Annotated in this window: 17 protein-coding genes and 1 pseudogene; 7 read left to right on the forward strand and 11 right to left on the reverse strand. The window is 44.7% G+C overall.

The window, feature by feature from the left end; translation table 11 throughout:
- Positions 1 to 47: 47 nt before the first annotated feature.
- Positions 48 to 830, reverse strand: a complete 783-nt coding sequence (gene yaaA, locus MBO_RS03870; RefSeq protein ID WP_036363955.1) for a peroxide stress protein YaaA — start codon at positions 828 to 830, stop codon at positions 48 to 50.
- Positions 831 to 1,005: 175 nt separating this feature from the next.
- Here yaaA and MBO_RS03875 point away from each other — a divergent pair, with 175 nt between their 5' ends.
- The gene (locus MBO_RS03875; RefSeq protein ID WP_052585291.1) at positions 1,006 to 2,055 is read left to right on the forward strand and encodes an enoyl-CoA hydratase/isomerase family protein; all 1,050 of its coding nucleotides are present in this window, start codon (positions 1,006 to 1,008) and stop codon (positions 2,053 to 2,055) included.
- A gap of 593 nt (positions 2,056 to 2,648) precedes the next feature.
- On the opposite strand, the gene MBO_RS03880 is transcribed toward MBO_RS03875, so the two are convergent.
- The 4 genes and pseudogenes from MBO_RS03880 to MBO_RS03895 all read right to left on the reverse strand — a co-directional run.
- A complete protein-coding gene (locus tag MBO_RS03880; protein ID WP_155399899.1) occupies positions 2,649 to 2,813 on the reverse strand; it encodes a hypothetical protein in 165 nt (54 codons plus the stop codon).
- Between the two features lie 103 nt (positions 2,814 to 2,916).
- Positions 2,917 to 4,452, reverse strand: a complete 1,536-nt coding sequence (locus MBO_RS03885; RefSeq protein WP_036363975.1) for a catalase — start codon at positions 4,450 to 4,452, stop codon at positions 2,917 to 2,919.
- A 289-nt stretch (positions 4,453 to 4,741) separates the two neighbouring features.
- The gene (locus MBO_RS03890; protein WP_052585292.1) at positions 4,742 to 5,197 is read right to left on the reverse strand and encodes a hypothetical protein; all 456 of its coding nucleotides are present in this window, start codon (positions 5,195 to 5,197) and stop codon (positions 4,742 to 4,744) included.
- A gap of 130 nt (positions 5,198 to 5,327) precedes the next feature.
- Positions 5,328 to 6,103: pseudogene (locus MBO_RS03895) on the reverse strand (peroxidase family protein); the annotation flags it as partial.
- Between MBO_RS03895 and MBO_RS10165 the strand changes: the two are divergent.
- The gene (locus MBO_RS10165; protein ID WP_265013583.1) at positions 6,043 to 6,216 is read left to right on the forward strand and encodes a hypothetical protein; all 174 of its coding nucleotides are present in this window, start codon (positions 6,043 to 6,045) and stop codon (positions 6,214 to 6,216) included. The pseudogene MBO_RS03895 and the gene MBO_RS10165 overlap by 61 nt on opposite strands.
- Before the next feature lie 432 nt (positions 6,217 to 6,648).
- Here MBO_RS10165 and MBO_RS03900 read toward each other — a convergent pair whose 3' ends face one another.
- Entirely contained in the window at positions 6,649 to 7,395 is a 747-nt protein-coding gene (locus MBO_RS03900) for an epoxyqueuosine reductase QueH (protein ID WP_227712664.1), read from the reverse strand.
- Positions 7,396 to 7,490: 95 nt separating this feature from the next.
- On the opposite strand from MBO_RS03900, the gene iscX reads away from it, so the two are divergent.
- Positions 7,491 to 7,691, forward strand: coding sequence for a Fe-S cluster assembly protein IscX (gene iscX, locus MBO_RS03905; protein WP_036363957.1), 201 nt, complete (start codon positions 7,491 to 7,493; stop codon positions 7,689 to 7,691).
- A gap of 216 nt (positions 7,692 to 7,907) precedes the next feature.
- Positions 7,908 to 9,476 carry an AbgT family transporter gene (locus MBO_RS03910; RefSeq protein ID WP_036363958.1) on the forward strand — a complete coding sequence of 523 codons (1,569 nt, stop codon included), beginning with the start codon at positions 7,908 to 7,910 and terminating at the stop codon, positions 9,474 to 9,476.
- Between the two features lie 96 nt (positions 9,477 to 9,572).
- Here MBO_RS03910 and MBO_RS03915 read toward each other — a convergent pair whose 3' ends face one another.
- Positions 9,573 to 10,595 carry an ABC transporter ATP-binding protein gene (locus MBO_RS03915; RefSeq protein ID WP_036363960.1) on the reverse strand — a complete coding sequence of 341 codons (1,023 nt, stop codon included), beginning with the start codon at positions 10,593 to 10,595 and terminating at the stop codon, positions 9,573 to 9,575.
- Between the two features lie 3 nt (positions 10,596 to 10,598).
- The gene (locus MBO_RS03920) at positions 10,599 to 12,203 is read right to left on the reverse strand and encodes an ABC transporter permease (RefSeq protein WP_036363962.1); all 1,605 of its coding nucleotides are present in this window, start codon (positions 12,201 to 12,203) and stop codon (positions 10,599 to 10,601) included.
- A 206-nt stretch (positions 12,204 to 12,409) separates the two neighbouring features.
- Here MBO_RS03920 and MBO_RS03925 point away from each other — a divergent pair, with 206 nt between their 5' ends.
- Complete coding sequence (locus tag MBO_RS03925; RefSeq protein ID WP_036363963.1) at positions 12,410 to 13,408, forward strand: extracellular solute-binding protein; 999 nt, start codon at positions 12,410 to 12,412, stop codon at positions 13,406 to 13,408.
- A gap of 116 nt (positions 13,409 to 13,524) precedes the next feature.
- On the opposite strand, the gene dapE is transcribed toward MBO_RS03925, so the two are convergent.
- The 3 genes from dapE to MBO_RS03940 are packed head-to-tail and all read right to left on the reverse strand — an operon-like array spanning position 13,525 to position 16,240.
- Positions 13,525 to 14,703 carry a succinyl-diaminopimelate desuccinylase gene (dapE, locus tag MBO_RS03930; RefSeq protein ID WP_036363965.1) on the reverse strand — a complete coding sequence of 393 codons (1,179 nt, stop codon included), beginning with the start codon at positions 14,701 to 14,703 and terminating at the stop codon, positions 13,525 to 13,527.
- A gap of 36 nt (positions 14,704 to 14,739) precedes the next feature.
- On the reverse strand, positions 14,740 to 15,609 hold the full coding sequence (locus MBO_RS03935) for a DMT family transporter (RefSeq protein ID WP_036363967.1): 870 nt from the start codon (positions 15,607 to 15,609) through the stop codon (positions 14,740 to 14,742).
- A gap of 31 nt (positions 15,610 to 15,640) precedes the next feature.
- On the reverse strand, positions 15,641 to 16,240 hold the full coding sequence (locus MBO_RS03940) for a 2OG-Fe(II) oxygenase (RefSeq protein ID WP_052585295.1): 600 nt from the start codon (positions 16,238 to 16,240) through the stop codon (positions 15,641 to 15,643).
- A gap of 77 nt (positions 16,241 to 16,317) precedes the next feature.
- On the opposite strand from MBO_RS03940, the gene MBO_RS03945 reads away from it, so the two are divergent.
- On the forward strand, positions 16,318 to 17,196 hold the full coding sequence (locus MBO_RS03945) for a 23S rRNA (adenine(2030)-N(6))-methyltransferase RlmJ (RefSeq protein WP_036363969.1): 879 nt from the start codon (positions 16,318 to 16,320) through the stop codon (positions 17,194 to 17,196).
- A gap of 3 nt (positions 17,197 to 17,199) precedes the next feature.
- Positions 17,200 to 18,009, forward strand: coding sequence for a CDP-diacylglycerol--serine O-phosphatidyltransferase (gene pssA / locus MBO_RS03950; protein ID WP_036363971.1), 810 nt, complete (start codon positions 17,200 to 17,202; stop codon positions 18,007 to 18,009).
- Positions 18,010 to 18,111: the final 102 nt, after the last annotated feature.

The raw sequence follows: 18,111 nt of genomic DNA on the forward strand, positions 1-18,111 counted from the left end.
GAGGATTTTTATTGGGCGAGTTTTGATGTGAATGGCAATAATTTATATTAAGCTTGCTCATCGCGCTTGAACACCCATTCGACATCAGTGCTTAACGCCTCATCAAAACAATAACCATCGCTGTCGAATTTCTTTAGGTCTTCAGGAGTGGTGATGTTATTTTTGGCGGCGAAATTTACCATCATGCCACGGGCTTTTTTGGCGTAGAAGCTGATGATTTTGTATTTGCCATTTTTTTGATCAAGGAATTTTGGCGTGATGATGGTGGCGTTGATGTTTTTTGGTTTGACTGCGCCATAATATTCGGTTGAGGCAAGATTCACTAGGACATCAGAGCCGCTTTCTTGAATGCGTTCATTGATCAAATCAGTGATGGTGTCGCCCCAGAATTGATACAGGTCATCGGCATTTGGCGTCTTAAACTTGGTGCCCATCTCAAGGCGATAGGGTAGCATATAATCCAAAGGCTTCAACAGTCCGTACAGACCAGATAAGATGCCTAAGTGTCTATTAAGATATAAAATTTCTTCTTTGGATAATTGATAAGCATCCAGTCCAGTATAGACATCACCATCGAACAGATAGACGGCAGGTTTTTTGTTATCATCAAAAGGATAAGCCCAAGCTTGATTGCGTGCGACATTTAGTTCGGCAATCTTGGCAGAGATGTGCATGAGTTCTTGTAGGTCGAGCACGTCTTTTGTCTTTAGGGTTTTCATGAGATCAATAGCTCCTTCGATGAGAGTAGGCTCACTGTATTGATCATCTAGCTCAAGTGGCAGGGCAGTCTTTTCGTCTAGGTTTTTGGCAGGGGATAATAAAAAATACATCGTACGTCCTATTGTGTTGCTAAATTTATCTTATTATAGGCAAAAACACCAAAAATATAAAATTTAAATTACCAATCGCCACGTTTTTGGTGGCTTGCTGGATTGATTGGGTGTTATAAATTTGATATGCTTAACCCGTCCAAGGAATGATAACTCAGTGAATTAAGGAGTCACCATGACAGATCTAATCCTATCCGAGCAATTACCCACCGATGACGGTCGATCCATCGGCATCATCACTTTAAATAACCCAAAAGCACTCAACGCCCAAAGCCTAGACATGGTAAAGGCGATGATGCGGATTTTTAGCGATTGGCGAGATGATGAGAGTGTGGTTGCCATAGTGCTTCGTGGCGCTGGCGAGCGCGCATTGTGTGCCGGTGGCGACATCAAGACACTATCACAGGCGACAGGTCTAAGCGATGTTCAGGAATTTTTTGAACATGAATACGCGCTCATGCAGATGCTGTATGAATATCCCAGGCCAATCTTGGCATGGGGTCATGGCGTGGTCATGGGCGGCGGCCTGGGTCTGTTGTCGGCATGTAGTCACAAGGCAGTCACGAGTGAGACCATGATGGCAATGCCTGAGGTGTCGATAGGCTTATTCCCTGATGCAGGCGGCTCCTGGTTTTTGAACCGTATGATGGGTAAGGTTGGGCTATTCTTAGGGCTTACCGGCGCGCGCTTCTCTGGAGTGGATGCGCTATATCTAGGGCTTGCGGATGTCTATGTAGTACCAGACAGCTATGGTGATGTTATTAAGGCGCTCACGTCTGCCGACTGGCAAGGTGACCGTCATGGACTGCTTAATCAAATCCTAGCCAAATTCTATCAAACGCCAGACCATGACAGCCAAATCCTAAAAGACTTCCATGCCATCAATGCACTCATGAATGCAGAGTCGCTGGCTGATGTGGATCGCGCACTTCGTGGTTATCAAGGTGATAGTGAATTCATTAAGTCTGCCATTGAAAACTATACCAAAGGCTCTGACACCACCAAAGCACTAACATGGCGTATTTACCATGAGGTTAAGCCATATTCCATCGCCGAGATGTTCGACATGGAGCGTAAGGTCGCGGTAAATTGCGCCATGCGTGGAGATTTTAAAGAAGGGGTGCGAGCCCTACTCATCGATAAAGACAAAAACCCCAAATGGCGATATACGCTTGCCGATATGCCTGTGGGATATATTGATGGGTTTTTTGGAGACTGCGTGTAGGGGGTTTATCGATCATCTATTTATAAATGGATCTGGGTGGAGTGAATTTCCCAAATCCATTTAAGAGTCATACTACTGCACTTTGCATTTAACCGTATTGCTGTTTTTGTTGGTACCCCAACCATACATGTTGATCAATTTACCTAATTTGGCTTTATCGGGTGTGATCATAGAGAGTGTATAGGCTTGGGTTTGAAAAGAGCCTGTGATGACGTAAGTTTCCACTTGCGAGCTTGCCATAAATAAATCGCGTTTGCCAGCACCGCCAAATGATGAGGTAGATTTTGGTAATTTATAGACTTATTGAAATGCCAATTCTACCCCGGATTCGTACTCAAATCCATCATCATTACCTGATTCGCTGATGGATACATTGTTAAAATTGCAATTGTTTCTCAGGGTGGTATTGCCTTTTAATTTATTAAGTTTGACAAAGGCGGTATCTTGAGTATTGGCTGTTCCCCAAGCGCAAGCTTCTATGATGGCGACATCGGCAGAGTTTTTATGCCATAAAAGGTAATGGTGGTGTTGGGGTTTTGTTCGCTAATGGTCAAGGTTTGCATGAGTCGCCCTGCGTGGTCAGGGTCGGCTTCTTAGGTAGAAACGTTGGGTAATTGGGCGACATTTTGCCACGTCCAGTCAAATGCGCGTAATTTTTGTACCGTTGGCAAAGCAGGGCGGTTATCAAAACTATCAGGAATGTTATTGGCATAAGCAGTAGATGACAGCAATAGCGTAAGTGCGAGTAATTTTTTCATCAAACGTCCTTTTAAGTTGGTAAATCGACAGCTATGTTTTATTATAGTCAAAACAAAAAGCCACTCTATCCAGAATGGCTTTCTTTAAAAACAACAGACTGCGTTACGCCTTTGGCGGCAAACAGCTCTCCAAATGCTTGGCAGGGTCGGTTTCATACGCCTTAATGGCATCTTCTACCGTCATGCCCAACGCCTTGGCAACACCCACGCCATAATCAGAATGGCAGGCGTGGCAGTTGCGGATATGGCGGTATTTTATGAAATCGAGCGCATCGCCCATCGCTGCTGCGGTATTGTCAAACAGGGCCTGCTTTTGCTCTGCGTTCATCAGATTGAACAAGGCTCGTGGCTGGCTAAAATAGTCGCTGTCGTCCTCTCTAAAATCAAAGCGGTCAGCGTACTGATCAATCTTTAAGGGCGGTTCGGCAAATTGTGGCTGTTCTTGCCATTGATTAAAGCTGTTTGGCTCATAGTGCGGACGGCTACCGTAGTTGTTGCCTACTCGCCCTTGACCGTCTCTGTGGTTTGAGTACACAGGGCAACGTGGGGCATTCACAGGGATTTGGTTGCGGTTTACGCCCAAGCGATAACGCTGTGCATCTGTATAATTGACAAGGCGTGCTTGCAGCATTTTATCAGGCGATACGCTAATACCTGGTACCAGATTGCTTGGGGCAAAGGCGACTTGCTCCACATCCAAAAAGTAGTTGTCAGGATTGCGGTTTAATTCAAATTCGCCCACCTCAATCAAAGGATAATCGCCTTTTGGCCATACTTTGGTCAGGTCAAATGGGTGGTATGGCACTTTCTCAGCATCCGCTTCTGGCATGATTTGTACATACATTTTCCATTTTGGAAAATCGCCTTTTTCAATGGCATCGTACAAATCTTTTTGGTTGCTTTCACGGTCTTTGGCGATGATTGCTTCTGCTTCTGCGTCGGTCAGATTTTCGATACCTTGCTGGGTACGAAAGTGCATTTTGACCCAGAAGCGTTCGTTATCAGCATTGATAAAGCTGTAAGTATGGCTACTAAATCCGTGCATATGGCGGTAAGATTTTGGAATGCCACGGTCGCTCATCACGATGGTCACTTGGTGCAGTGCTTCTGGGAGCAGTGTCCAAAAATCCCAGTTGTTGGTTGGTGAGCGCATATTAGTGCGAGGATCTCGCTTGACCGCTTTGTTTAGGTCAGGAAATTTTAATGGGTCACGCAAGAAAAACACAGGCGTGTTGTTGCCGACCATGTCCCAGTTGCCCTCCTCGGTGTAGAATTTTAGGGAAAAACCACGAATGTCTCGCTCGTCGTCCGCCGCCCCACGCTCGCCTGCCACGGTGCTAAACCGTGCAAACATTTCGGTTTTTTTGCCAACCTCGCTAAAAATCTTGGCACGGGTGTACTTAGTGATGTCGGCGGTTACGGTAAAAGTACCAAATGCCCCAGAGCCTTTGGCGTGCATACGACGCTCTGGAATGACTTCACGGGCAAAGTCGGCAAGTTTTTCGTTCAGCCACAAATCCTGCAACAGGATAGGCCCACGAGGCCCTGCGGTGAGTGAGTTTTGGTTGTCTACGACAGGTGCGCCATTGGCACGAGTAAGATGGGTTGCAGGGCAGCCCATTTTGTGTGCGTCCTGCATGTCGTTTGGCTGCTCGCCTGCGCCTTCTTTGGCGGCTTTGTTGAGTGCGTCAATCATCTCGCCATCAGGTTTGGCGGGATTGGTAGGGTCTTGCTTTTTGTCTTCAATAGATGACATGGCTGGTTCCTTATTGGATGAGTATTAAAAATATGCCCAAATTCACATCAAAACCACCCAGTTTTCCTGTGATGGATGTCTTGGGTGAGATTTTTTATGGCTTGATGAGTTTACCACGAATGAGAAAAAAACGTTTGGCTTTAAGTGGAGATGTTACCAAAAAACTACTCATTTAAAACTTTTTTACAAACTGTCCATTCATCATTTGAGGAATGACTTGTTTTAGTTCAGCAACTCGTTTTTCATTGCAAAAATCTTTAATTTTAGATTGCTGGATAAAATGAAAACCCACACCATTCATTTCATGAACCAATTCATCGTATCCATACTTTTTGGCAAGAAGTGAAATGATTGTCTTGCTATCTAAAGTCATGCCACAGGTTTTTGCTCCTGCTGTTCTTGACCATGCATATTGCAAATTACCATCCCAGCCCATTGCATCAACGCCTGTAAAGCCATAATCATAATGATATTTATAGGCATTGCTGTCAATGGCATAAGCTGTCATGCCGCCTTTGCCAGGATAATTGCCATAGTCGCTCTTAGACGGGGTTTGGTTATTTGTTGTGCTTGTGCTGGCACAGCCAAACATCAATAGGGTGGTTGCAAACCATGCCAATTTTTTCATAAAAATCCTTAAAAATGAATATTGGTTTGATTTTGATTTTAGCACATACTAAACCAAAAAAACAAAATTTTAAAAATAAAAAAACAGCACGCCCCATTTGGAGCCTGCTGTTTTAAACTATCCGTTTAGATTATCTTTGTAAATCATAACGGTCAGCTTTCATCACTTTCGTCCACGCTTTTGCAAAGTCTTTTGCAAACTTTTCACGGCTGTCGTCTTGGGCATATAGCTCGGCATAGGCACGAAAGATTGAGTTTGAGCCAAACACCAAGTCCAAGCGAGTGGCGGTAAACTTAGTTTCGCCAGATCTACGCTCATTGATGTTGTAGCTGTTGCGACTTGTTGGCTCCCAAGTGTAGTTCATATCCACAAGGTTACGGAAGAAGTCGTTACTTAGCACGCCCACTGTGTCGGTAAACACGTCTTGCTTATTGCCTTCAAAATTAGTAATCAATACACGCAAACCACCCACAAGCACGGTCATTTCCACCGCCGTCAAGCCCAAAAGCTGTGCACGGTCAAGCAAAAGCTCTTCTGGGGTCGGCTCTTCGTGAGCTTCTTGGAAGTTTATAAAACCGTCGTGAACTGGCTTTAAGTACTAAAAGCTCTTGGCATCGGTCATCTCTTGCACTGCATCGCCACGACCTGCGTTAAATTGTAAAGGAACATTAAAGCCTGCATCTTTGATTGCTTTTTCAACGGCGACAGTGCCACCAAGTACAATAAGGTCAGCGATTGAAACATTGGTCTCGGCTGATAGTTTTTCATAAACAGCCAATACTTTTGCCAGACGCTCTGGCTCGTCGCCCATCCAGTCTTTTTTTGGGGGGGGGCTAGGCGAATTCTTGCACCGTTGGCACCGACACGACCGTCTGCCACACGGTAAGAGCCTGCTGCGTGCCATGACAAACGACCCATCAAGCCACCGTAGTAGCCGTAGTCAGCTGACCACCAGTCTTGGCTGTTGCAAAGCACTTCTTTTAAGTCTTTTTTTAGCGCGTCCACATCCAGCTTTTTAAGTTGTTCGGCGTAGTCAAAATCTTCGCCCATTGGGTTTACTTTGCTGCCGTGTTGGTGCAAAATGTGAAGGTTTAGGGCTTTTGGTCACCAAGCCATCACGCTCTGACCGTCGCTGGTGTTACTGCCGTGAAATGGGCAATCACCTTGTGGTGCGAAAGATTTTTTGCTGTCGTTAAGTTAATCTAGGACGATGTATTACTTGCCCATGGTGTGTTTACTGTGTGAAAAAAGAATCGCCTTTAGAGAGTCTTTGTTGGCTACGAACAGATTATAAAGGGTTTTTTATTGATTGGTAAGATATAATAATTTGTTTTGTTTTGTTTTGTTTTGTTTTGTTTTAAATTAAATCTCAATCGTCAAGCATGGATTGGCTTGTAAAATTGTCAATAAAAAAGACCGCCAACATGGGCGGTCTTTTGGATAAAGGGGGATTATTCTTCATCATCGCCATAATATTTCACGCCGATTTTAATGGGTTCACGCCCTTGGCTACGGCGAAAATTATTGGTATCACGGAGCGAATAAGCACAGCCACAGTATTCTTGTTGATAAAAATGCTCACGCTTGCTAATCTCAATCATACGGCTGCTGCCACCGCCTTTACGCCAGTTAAAATCCCAATAATCAAGACCCTCATAGGGGGCAACGGCGCGATGCCCGCAGTCGTTGATTTGAGCCATGTTTTTCCAGCGACTAATCCCAAGTGAGCTTGTCATTACAGGAAAGCCATGCTCATGAGCGTATAGGGCGGTGCGTTCAAATCGCATGTCAAAACACATGGTGCAACGGCGACCTCGCTCAGGGTCTTGCTCCATGCCTTTGGCACGAGCGAACCAATTATCCATGTCATAATCAGCATCAATAAACGGTATGCCGTGCTTTTCGGCAAAAGCGATGTTTTCGTTTTTGCGAATCTCGTATTCTTTTTTAGGGTGAATGTTGGGATTATAAAAATAAATGGTAAATTCAATGCCACTGGCAAGCATCGCCTCCATGACCTCGCCTGAGCAGGGGGCGCAGCATGAGTGTAATAGCACTTTTTTGTGTCCGTTTGGCGGGGTCAAAATCTCACGATCAATCGGCGTTAGGTGTGGATTGCTTGGGTCAGCTTTGGCGGTTTGCTTGCCTTTTTTGGGCTGAGATTGTTGATTTTGGGGGTTGTGTGTTTGTACGGTCATGATGGTTTTTAACTGTTAAAAATGCGCTTATTATATCATTTTTTGGCTAACTTTGATAAAATTTACCAAACTTCGACCAAATAAAGAGAGTGATTATGAAATTAACTTGGCACGACACGCCAGACATTGCCATTGAGCTGTCTGAAAAATACCCAGATGAAGATGTGCAATACATTCGCTTTACTGACTTACATCGCTATGTGTGCGAGCTTGAGGGCTTCGTCGATGATCCAAACAAGTCAAATGAAGCCATATTGGAAGCCATTCAGATGGCGTGGCTTGAGGAATTGGATTAATTATTCATCCGAAACAAAAGACAGCTTGGGCTGTCTTTTTTTATTGCCATGCTAAAAGTAATAACCGTTCTTTGTGAGTAATGTGATAAAAAGTTTGTTTTTCTTACACGATTGTGTTTTAATGACAAGTTTTAAATGTGAGTATTTATTATTTAACGATTAATTCTATGATAAATATTGGATTATATTTATCTATTTTGTTGTGACGGAGTAAATATGCAACAACAAAATTCTACCCGCATGGGGCGTTTTTTAAAGGGCGTAGAGTGGCTTGGCAATCTGTTGCCACACCCTGCCATTTTATTTGTATGGATGTCAGTTATTTTGCTCGTACTATCGGCAATCATGTCGATGATGGGCGTATCAGTAGTTGACCCACGCCCAGAAGGGGCAAAGGGTCGTAGTGAAGACGGCATGATTTATGTTGTCAATCTCTTAAATGGTGATGGGCTTGCCAAGATTGTAGAGAATCTTGTGTCCAACTTCACAGGCTTTGTGCCACTGGGGACGGTACTTGTCGCTCTGCTCGGGGTGGGCATTGCTGAGCGGTCAGGCATGATTTCGGCGGCTCTTCGGGGGCTTGTCATGAACGCCCCGCCAAAGATGGTTACTTTTGTCATTGTTTTTGCAGGTATTATGTCAAACACCGCATCAGAGCTTGGCTATGTGGTGCTGATTCCTCTGGCGGCGATGATTTTTCATTCGTTGGGTAGGCATCCATTGGCAGGACTTGCCGCTGCCTTTGCAGGCGTGTCGGGCGGTTATAGTGCCAACTTATTGCTTGGTACGGTTGACCCACTACTGTCGGGTATTAGCCAAGAAGCGGCACGCATTATTGACCCTGACTATGTCGTGGGGGCAGAAGCCAACTGGTATTTTATGGCGGCAAGTACGTTTTTGGTAAGTGGCATTGGCTACTTTGTCACCGAAAAAATCGTGGAGCCATCTTTGGGTAAATACAACCCCGATGATGCCGATGACCCAAGTGTGCTTGACAGCAAGGTAGAGCGATTGACCGCCTTAGAAAAGAAAGGACTGGTTTGGTCGGGCGTGTCCATGCTAATTTTTTCTCTGCTACTGGCGTGGACTGTTGTGCCTGCCGATGGGATTTTAAGACATCCTGAGACAGGACTTATGGCAGGGTCGCCATTTTTGCATGGGATTGTGGTATTTATCTTTGTATTCTTTGCCATTCCAGGGATTGTGTATGGTAAGATTACAGGTACCATCAAGAGCAATGATGATGTGGTGGACGCCATGAGTGCCGCCATGAGTTCGCTTAGCATGTACATCGTGCTGGTGTTCTTTGCTGCTCAATTTACCGCCTTTTTTAACTGGTCTAATATCGGTCAGATCATGGCGGTATCGGGAGCGAATTTCCTAAATGACATCGGACTGACAGGACCTTTGTTGCTCGTGGGCTTTATTTTGATTTGTGCTTTTGTCAATCTCATGCTCGGCTCGGCATCGGCTCAGTGGGCGGTTACCGCACCGATTTTTGTGCCGATGCTCATGCTGACAGGCTATGCCCCAGAGATGATTCAGGCAGCGTATCGTATTGGTGATAGCAGTACCAACATCATCACCCCGATGATGAGTTACTTTGGGCTTATCATGGCGGTGGCAATTGGTTACAAAAAAGACACAGGGGTCGGCACACTCATGTCGCTCATGATTCCATACTCGCTCTTGTTCTTGGTGGGGTGGACAGTACTCTTCTGTATTTGGGTATTTGCCTTAGGTTTGCCTGTGGGACCAGGGGCTGCGACTTATTACACCCCGTGATTGAATGGATAAAACATCCCCTAAAAACTTTAGGGGATGTTTTTTTGTTAGTGATGGTATTGTGTATCGCTTTTAATGCTTGGTGATGACGGTGTGCTAGAAAGTTGCTACTTGGTGAGTCATGATTTGGATGATATCACCTATTTGTTGTTTGTGATGATTTTTGGTCATGGCAGTTTGCATGAGTAGCTGGTTGCCTTGTTCGTCTTGCAGGGTATAAAGCCAATTGCCGCCACGAAAATCTTTATCCATGATGCGAAAGTCCATGCCTTGACCGTCTGTGCAAATCTGCACATCATGTGGTCTGATGAGTATCTGCGTGTCTTGATTGGTGTTTGGCATAAGAGGAATGAAACCAATCGCACACTCCATACCGTCAGCATGTATGTCAGTAATGTCATATAAGACGCCTTCGCCAACAAAACTGGCAACATGGGCATTGGCAGGACTATGATACAGCATCTCTGGGTCTGCCCATTGTTGAATCATGCCTTCTGATAGTACGCCAACCGTATCTGCCATGGCAAATGCCTCAGATTGGTCATGAGTAACCAAAATGGCACTCACGCCTTGTGATTTTAGTAATTTACGAACTTCTTTGGATAAGGTGGTGCGTAGTTCAATATCCAGATTGGAAAAAGGTTCATCAAGTAGTATGAGCTTTGGCTTGGGTGCAAGTGCACGCACCAATGCCACACGCTGCTGCTGACCACCTGACAACTCATGGGGGTAACGATCTTTATACTCACTTAAATCAACCAATGTTAAAAGCTCATCAATACGAGCATTTTTCTCTGAATGACTTAACTCATTTAGTCCAAAGCCAATATTCTTTGCCACCGTCAGGTGTGGAAACAAGGCATAGTCTTGAAATACCATGCCAATGTGTCGTTGGTGGGCGGCGACATTGGTGGTGTCATTGAATAATGTTCGCCCATCTAGCATCATCGTTCCTGATTTTGGCGTCTCAAAACCAGACAGGCAGCGTAAAATTGTCGTTTTGCCACAGCCAGAAGCACCCAGCAGACAAGCTATCTCGCCAGTCTGCAAGGAAAAATTGACATCATTTAAGATGATTTTTTTGTCAAATTCAACAGATAGGTGTTTTACGGTCAGCATAAGTCAGTTCTTTTGTCCTATTTTGGTGAATAAAATCACAGGAATCAGTCCTGTCAATACGATGGTCAATGCTGGCAAGGCGGCGGCTTCATACATGCCTTCACTTGTAAAAGAATAAATGCGTATTGCCAGCGTATCCCAATCAAAAGGGCGCATCATCAAAGTGATGGGCATTTCTTTCATGGTGTCCACAAACACCATGAGCAAGGTGGTACCCAGTGAGCCTTTTATTAAAGGTAAATATACTTCAAAAAGTGAGCGAATCGGTGTCGCCCCTAGACTTTTGGAAGCTTCTATGTGGGCGGATTTGATACGCTTCATGCCTGCGTCCACGGTCTGCACACCCAACGCCAAAAATCGAATCAGATAGGCGATGAGTAACGCTAACACCGTTCCCTTAAAGATGGCACCGTGCTCGGCAAATATTGCCACATGTTCAATGAGATAGTTATCAAAAAAAGCCACAGGAATGAAAACTCCGACCGCCAGCACCGAGCCGGGAATGGCGTAACCAAGCGTTGAGATTTTGGCACTGCCCAAGGCGAATTTACTGGCATCATGTCGAACGCTTAGGCTGATAAAAAAAGCAACCATGGTAACTAATATGGCAGCACATAGGCTGGCGATGACAGAATTTTTGGTTTGTTCAAAGATGACACCAAACTCAATGCCTTGCCAAGTTTCAACGACCCACACGCTTAGCTGAATGAGGGGCAGGATAAACGCCAAAAATAAAATGCCAGCACAATAGCTAAAAGCCAGCCATTTTGTTAGACCGTGTAGAGCAATGTGTCGATGATGACCACCACGACCGACGCTTTCAAAGTTTTTGCGTCCACGACTAAGCTGTTCTAATACTAAAAAGATGAACACTAAACCAACCAAAAGACTGGCAAGCTGTTTGGCAGTATCAAGGCTAAAAAAGCCATACCAAGCCTGATAGATGGCGGTAGTAAAAGTATCATAGCCAAAAATCGAAACCGCCCCAAAGTCTGCCAGCACTTCCATGAGTGCCAAGATGACGCCACTGACTACCCAAGGTTTTGCCATCGGTAGAGCAAGCTTAATAAACGCCTGCCAGTTTGACAACCCCAAAGAAGCACCAACCTCCAAAATGCGATTGCCCATGCTTCCAAAAGCATTTTTGGACAATAAGTAGACATAAGGATATAAAGTTAGACTCATCACCAAGGCCAATCCTCCACCATGCCTGATGTCTGGCAGACCATTTTCAAAGCCCCATGCCTGTCGCAAATAGGTACTGATGGTGCCTGTGTAATCAAATATGTCAAGCTGTACAAAGGCAAGAACATAAGCAGGCACCGCCAAAGGCAGCATCATTGCCCAGCTAAAAATACGCTTCAGCGGAAAGTCATACATGGTGGTCAGCCATGCAGTGGTGGTGCCAAGCACTGTTACGCCAATGCCTACCGACAAAACGAGCCATAGAGTATTTTTTAATAAACTGGGCAACTCATGATCCAGTAGGAATTGCCAAATTTCAGCATCAAATTCGCCTATTGAAGATAAAATTACCCCCAAAGGAATGATGACTAATAAAGAACAAAGCCCAAGCCATAATCGTGCAAGCAGTGTTGAGTGTGTCATAAGCGTGTTGCGGTCATATATGAGTGATTATTATTATCAAATAGATACCATAATGATAATAATCATTGTTTAAAAATGGACATGGTATTATAATACAACAGGAAATAGCAATCTTTTTAGGATTTTTTTATCAAAAAGAGAGCGTTTCATGTGTTGTAGATTATGTTTTTTTAAGCCATGAGATGGCGTTTTAGAAGGATGAATTTATGTTAAAAAAAATCTTAATCGCTCAGGTGGCTGCATTGATGGCACTACCAGCATTTGCTAGTGAATTGGTGGTTTACTCATCTCGTGCTGACGAGTTATTAAAGCCGATCGCTCAAGTCTATGAAGCAAAAACAGGAACAAAAATCACGCTGGTCAATGATAAAGCTGGGCCTTTGATGGCAAAAATCCAAGCAGAGGGTCAAAATACCAAAGGTGATGTCTTAATCACGGTTGATGGTGGCAACCTTTGGAAAGCATCAACCATGGGTTTACTACGCTCAATCAACTCGCCAACCTTAAAAAATAACATTCCAGCACACCTAAGAGCAAAAAATAATCAATGGTTTGGCTTGTCGGTGCGTGCGCGTACGATTTTTTATAATCCTAAGACGGTCAATCCTAGCGAATTATCTACTTATGCCGACCTAGCCAATCCAAAATGGAAAGGTAAATTATGCTTGCGTACATCTAATAATGTATACAACCAATCGCTGGTCGCTACCATGATTGCTAATCATGGTCAAAAAGCCGCCACCCGCACAGTAACAGGCTGGGTAAATAATTTGGCAACCACACCATTTTCTAATGACACTTCCATGTTAGAGGCCATTAATGCTGGTCGTTGTGATGTAGGCATTGCCAACACCTATTATTATGGTCGTTTGGTCAACAAGAATCCTGAAGTGGCCAATAATGTCAAAGTATTTTTCGCTGATCAAAATGGCAAGGGTACGCATGTCAATGTCTCTGGTGCAGGCGTGCTAAAATACAGCAAAAACCCTGTTGAAGCCCAAAAGTTCATTGAATGGCTATCAAGCCCAGAGGCCCAAAAGCTGTATGCTGATCGCAACTTTGAATATCCTGCCAACAATCGCACCAATGCGGCTCCGCTGGTGGCCAGTTGGGGTTCTTTCAAGCAAGATGTCATCAATGTTGCGGTAGCGGGTAAAAATCAGCAAAAAGCCATCATGTTGATGAAAAAAGCAGGGTATAACTGATTTTTTGAACTCATCATGCCTAGGAGCAGAATGTCTTTTGGGGTGATGTGCTAAAAAATCTTTACCAAAGAAAGCCATGCTATTTAAGCATGGCTTTTTTGATGTTGGTTGACATGCTAGCTGATAAGTGTGTCTAAAATTTGCTCATAAATCAGCGTCAATTTCTCCAAATCATCCACCGCCACTTTTTCATCCATCTGATGAATGGTGTCATTTAGTACGCCAAGCTCTACCACTTGGGCATTCATAATCGGAGCGATAAACCGCCCGTCCGATGTTCCCCCCGAGGTGGACAGCTTACCATCCGTGCCTGTAACATCCTTAATGGCAGACACCACTGCATCCACAAACTCGCCTTTTGGGGTCAAAAACGGCTCGCCTGATAAATTCCATTCAATCGTATAATTTGCCTTTGAACTCCCAAAATGCTTATCCAAAATGGCGTGAGTTTTTGCCTGTAAGCTCTCGGCGGTGTTCTCGGTGCAAAAGCGAAAGTTAAACAGCACCTCCACGCTATTGGGTATGACGTTGGTCGCCCCTGTGCCGCCGTTTATGTTGGAGATTTGCATACTGGTGGCAGGAAAATAGTCATTGCCATTGTCCCACTCACACGCCACAAGCTCGGCAAGGGCGGGGGCAAGCTCGTGCATGGGATTGACCGCCAGATGTGGATAGGCGATGTGTCCTTGTTTGCCCGTTACGGTCAGGCGTGCGTTTAGTGAGCCACGTCTGCCGTTTTTGATGACATCGCCAAGCACGTTCGTGCTAGACGGCTCGCCCACCAGACAAAAATCCATACGCTCACCCCGTTTGGCAAGCTCCAATACCACCTTGTGCGTGCCGTTAATCGCCACGCCTTCTTCGTCTGCGGTGATGAGTAGCGAAATATCGCCCTTGTGGTCGGGGCAGGTCTTCACAAACTCATCGCACGCCACACAAAAGCAGGCAATGGCGGTTTTCATATCAGACGCCCCACGCCCCCACAAGTAGCCGTCTGCAACCGCCCCTGAAAAAGGCGGATACGTCCAAAGGCTTTCATCGCCCACAGGCACGACATCGGTATGCCCTGCAAAGCATAGGTGGGGGGCGGTGGGGTCGCTTCCTTTTTTCTTGGCGTAGAGATTTTTGATTTGGGCGTTTTTGCCGTTGTCATTTGGGTCGCCAAAATACAAAAATTCACAGTCAAAGCCTAAGTTGCCCAAATATTCTGCCAAGATATTTTGGCAGTCAAAATCATGGGGGGTAATGGACGGCTGTTGCAGTAGGGCGGTGGATAGGGATAAGGTGGGGGTCATGGGGGTTCCTTAAAATTAACAAATGAAAATATGAATTTAGGAGTGGTTTTTCCTTTCTTTTAAAATCGGAATCACTGTAGAAAGCATTGCTGAGCCAATCACCAGCATGCTCCCCAAGGCGGTCATTGAACTCATTCGCTCGCCCAAAAATAAAAAAGCAAATAATACCCCAAATACAGGTTCTAAACTAATGAGCATGCCACTAATATGGGCGGGAGTTTTATTAAGTCCAATATTCCAAAGTTTATAGGCAAACCAACTACACCCCAGCCCCAGATAAATAATAGAAAATAAACCAAGCCAATTAAAATCCACTTGCCAATCTTTGATTAAAAATAATGATAAAGGCAAGCATAAAATCATTCCTTGTACCAATATTGCCGAAGTATAGACTTTATTATCTAGTTGTTTCATAATGTCTTTAGCAACATACAAACTTAATGCAAATCCAGTCCCTGCTAAAAATACCAATATAAGTCCAAACAAATTGACCGCTCCGTCATTTTGCGAACCCAATACCAAGAAGCCAATGCCGATAAAAGCGATCAAACTTAACAGCCAATCATAAATCGCTACTTTTTGTTTAAATAATAAAAATCCCAATAATAATACCAATATTGGCTCTGTCCCAATCACAACTACCGCACTGCTTGCCGAAGTGTAAAACAATCCCATAAACTGCATAAAAATACCAATAGGAAACATCAAAAAAGACACGCCCCACAGTTTTGTGCGAATGCGTTTTTCTATCAAAGGATATGTTTTGATAAAAAAGGGCAAGACAATCAAACTTGCGATGATAAATCGAAGTTCAATCGCCATTGCAGGGTCAAACATGGAATAGGCATATTTGCCTGCGGTAAATGAACTTGACCAAATTAATAAAGCGATGATTATATAAATCATGGCAAAATATTTTCAAATAATTACAAAGTGATTATATCAACCTCTCATCACGCCGAAGCCACGTTGCAATAGAAAACCGTGTACGATTGGTAATTTCCACTTGGTGCAATAGATTGCTATCAAACACCACAAGGCGGTTAAGTTGTGGTAAAAGCTGGATGGTCTCGCCCGTTTTATCCACCACCGTTATCGCACCGCCATTGTCCGCTGTCCAGTTGTCATTTAAATAAAACACCGCAGAGATGACCCGCTCGTCTCGTCCTTTGGGGTTGTCTGAATGCCATTTGTAGCCAAAGCCTGACGGATAGCAGGCATAATGGGCTTCTGATGAGCGAATGCCTGTGTACAGCGTGGCGTTAAAATACCGCCCAAGCTCATCAATCGTCCCAAGATACGCCGACCCCACAGGGCAAGACTCATCAATCCAGCGAATGCTGTCGCCACGAATGGCACTCTCTCGCTCGCCGTGGGTAAGATGAGCTTGCCTGTACTCTATAAATCCGCTCTCATTTTGCAAGGCGGTCAAGGCGTCCATAGCAAAGACATCATCAAGCATCATCGTGCCTGTGGCGATAAAGTCATCAAGCTTGGCATCAATCAAGGCGTGCCAGTCGGCATAAAAGGTTGTCATACAAATAAAAATAGCTAAAAACAATCAACTATGTTACCATAAACTCGTCCAAAAAACACAGACCATAATAGACCAACATGAACTATAAACATGCTTATCATGCAGGTAACTTCGCTGACGTTGCCAAGCATATTTTGTTATTACAGCTGCTTTCTCAATTCTCCGCCAAAGCCAAGCCTTATTATGTATTGGATGCTTATGGTGGGCGCGGTTTGTACTCGCTAGAGAGTACGGAAGCCACCAAGACAGGTGAGGCAAATAAAGGCATTCTTGCGCTAGAGAATGCCGTTCTTGGCACACCGCCAAAAGCCATCGCTCAGTACCTATTAGACCTTGACACCGCTCGCAAGACCTATGATAAACACGTCTATCCTGGCTCGCCATGGTGGATTGCCAATCATGCCCAAAACCATTCGGACAACGCCCCCTTACGTGCCGAAGCCTTTGAAGCGGTGGCGGACGAGTATGACGCCCTAAACTATCAGCTTTATCAGCTCCCTATTGGCATTCATCATCGTGACGCTTTTGAAGGCGTGCCTGCCGTGCTACCCCCAAAAGAGAAGCGTGGTATTATCCTACTTGACCCGCCATTTGAGCAAGAGCATAAAGATTTTAGCCGTTTGGTGGATTTGCTTGTGGCAAGCTATAAGAAATTTGCCACGGGGACATTTGTGCTGTGGTATCCCATTAAGAACAAAGAAGCGGTAGAACTGTTCTACAAAAAAATGAAACGCACCGAAGTCCGTCGTCAGCTGGTATGTGAGCTAAATTTATATCCTAATGATGTGGCGGTGGGCATGAATGGCACAGGACTGCACATTATTAATCCGCCTTGGCAGTTTGATGTGCGCGCCAAAGAAATTTTGCAGACACTCGCGCCAATTCTAAAACCAGCAGATGCACCTGACATGACTATTGAAGACATGGCGGTCGTGAAATGGCTGGTCGGAGAATGATGTATGAAGAAGTCAGACAATCATCTAAATGACTTTGATGATGCAGGCGGCATAACTTTTGAAGTTGTTGAAAGTGAGGCCATTGATGGGCAACGACAAGTAAGAAAGGGCGTCTATCTCGTTCCTAATCTTATCACCACTGCATCTATGTTGTGTGCGTTTTTCTCCATCGTCGCTAGTAGTGAAGGTGCTTACTATAAGGCGGCTTTAGCAATTTTTCTGTCCGCTGTGCTTGATGGCATGGATGGGAGAGCTGCACGCATCTTAAATGCACAAAGCCCATTTGGTGAGCAGTTTGACAGTTTGGCGGATTGCATCGCGTTTGGACTTGCACCCGCAATGCTTGTTTATCAATTTGGCCTGCACGAGTTAGGACGCTTTGGTTTGGCGTGCGCTTTTGTGTTCACAGCTTGCGCGGCGTTTCGTTTGGCGCGTTTTAATGTGCAGATTGGCGAAGTTGACAAGAAGTACTTTATTGGATTGGCAAGTCCTTTGGCTGCCATTCTGTTGGCATCAAGTGTCATGGTTGCGATTGATCATGCCGATTGGTTGGGAAGCGTGGGAAATAATATCGGTGTGGCAGAATTTGTTTTTGCTGCATGGGTTGTGATCTGCGGATTACTCATGGTGAGTAATATTAAGTATTACTCCTTTAAGGAATTTGACCGCCAGAAAGTTCCGTTCGTGGCATTGATCATTGGGGTGCTCGTCATGGGTGCGGCGCTTTATGATCTGCCCGTGGGTATATTGGCGATTGGCATTATTTATGCACTGTCGGGTTTTTGGATGACATTCTTTGCCAAGAAGTCGTGATAAGTCTTGATGGTTGGGTATAATGAGTGTGTTTTGTTTGGTGATTTTACTATTGACAAGCGTTAAAATAATCGTATCCTTCTTCAGCGTTCAGCGTTCAGC

It is taken from the genome of Moraxella bovoculi 237, from assembly GCF_000696305.2.
In the GTDB taxonomy this organism is placed as follows: domain Bacteria; phylum Pseudomonadota; class Gammaproteobacteria; order Pseudomonadales; family Moraxellaceae; genus Moraxella; species Moraxella bovoculi.

What these genes read in the sequence shown, in the direction of transcription:
- yaaA (WP_036363955.1), bottom strand. Translation starts at nt 830, where the DNA reads ATGTATTTTTTATTATCCCCTGCCAAAAACCTAGACGAAAAGACTGCC.
- MBO_RS03875 (WP_052585291.1), top strand. Translation starts at nt 1,006, where the DNA reads ATGACAGATCTAATCCTATCCGAGCAATTACCCACCGATGACGGTCGA.
- MBO_RS03880 (WP_155399899.1), bottom strand. Translation starts at nt 2,813, where the DNA reads ATGAAAAAATTACTCGCACTTACGCTATTGCTGTCATCTACTGCTTAT.
- MBO_RS03885 (WP_036363975.1), bottom strand. Translation starts at nt 4,452, where the DNA reads ATGCAGGACGCACACAAAATGGGCTGCCCTGCAACCCATCTTACTCGT.
- MBO_RS03890 (WP_052585292.1), bottom strand. Translation starts at nt 5,197, where the DNA reads ATGAAAAAATTGGCATGGTTTGCAACCACCCTATTGATGTTTGGCTGT.
- MBO_RS03900 (WP_227712664.1), bottom strand. Translation starts at nt 7,395, where the DNA reads ATGACCGTACAAACACACAACCCCCAAAATCAACAATCTCAGCCCAAA.
- iscX (WP_036363957.1), top strand. Translation starts at nt 7,491, where the DNA reads ATGAAATTAACTTGGCACGACACGCCAGACATTGCCATTGAGCTGTCT.
- MBO_RS03910 (WP_036363958.1), top strand. Translation starts at nt 7,908, where the DNA reads ATGCAACAACAAAATTCTACCCGCATGGGGCGTTTTTTAAAGGGCGTA.
- MBO_RS03915 (WP_036363960.1), bottom strand. Translation starts at nt 10,595, where the DNA reads ATGCTGACCGTAAAACACCTATCTGTTGAATTTGACAAAAAAATCATC.
- MBO_RS03920 (WP_036363962.1), bottom strand. Translation starts at nt 12,203, where the DNA reads ATGACACACTCAACACTGCTTGCACGATTATGGCTTGGGCTTTGTTCT.
- MBO_RS03925 (WP_036363963.1), top strand. Translation starts at nt 12,410, where the DNA reads ATGTTAAAAAAAATCTTAATCGCTCAGGTGGCTGCATTGATGGCACTA.
- dapE (WP_036363965.1), bottom strand. Translation starts at nt 14,703, where the DNA reads ATGACCCCCACCTTATCCCTATCCACCGCCCTACTGCAACAGCCGTCC.
- MBO_RS03935 (WP_036363967.1), bottom strand. Translation starts at nt 15,609, where the DNA reads ATGATTTATATAATCATCGCTTTATTAATTTGGTCAAGTTCATTTACC.
- MBO_RS03940 (WP_052585295.1), bottom strand. Translation starts at nt 16,240, where the DNA reads ATGACAACCTTTTATGCCGACTGGCACGCCTTGATTGATGCCAAGCTT.
- MBO_RS03945 (WP_036363969.1), top strand. Translation starts at nt 16,318, where the DNA reads ATGAACTATAAACATGCTTATCATGCAGGTAACTTCGCTGACGTTGCC.
- pssA (WP_036363971.1), top strand. Translation starts at nt 17,200, where the DNA reads ATGAAGAAGTCAGACAATCATCTAAATGACTTTGATGATGCAGGCGGC.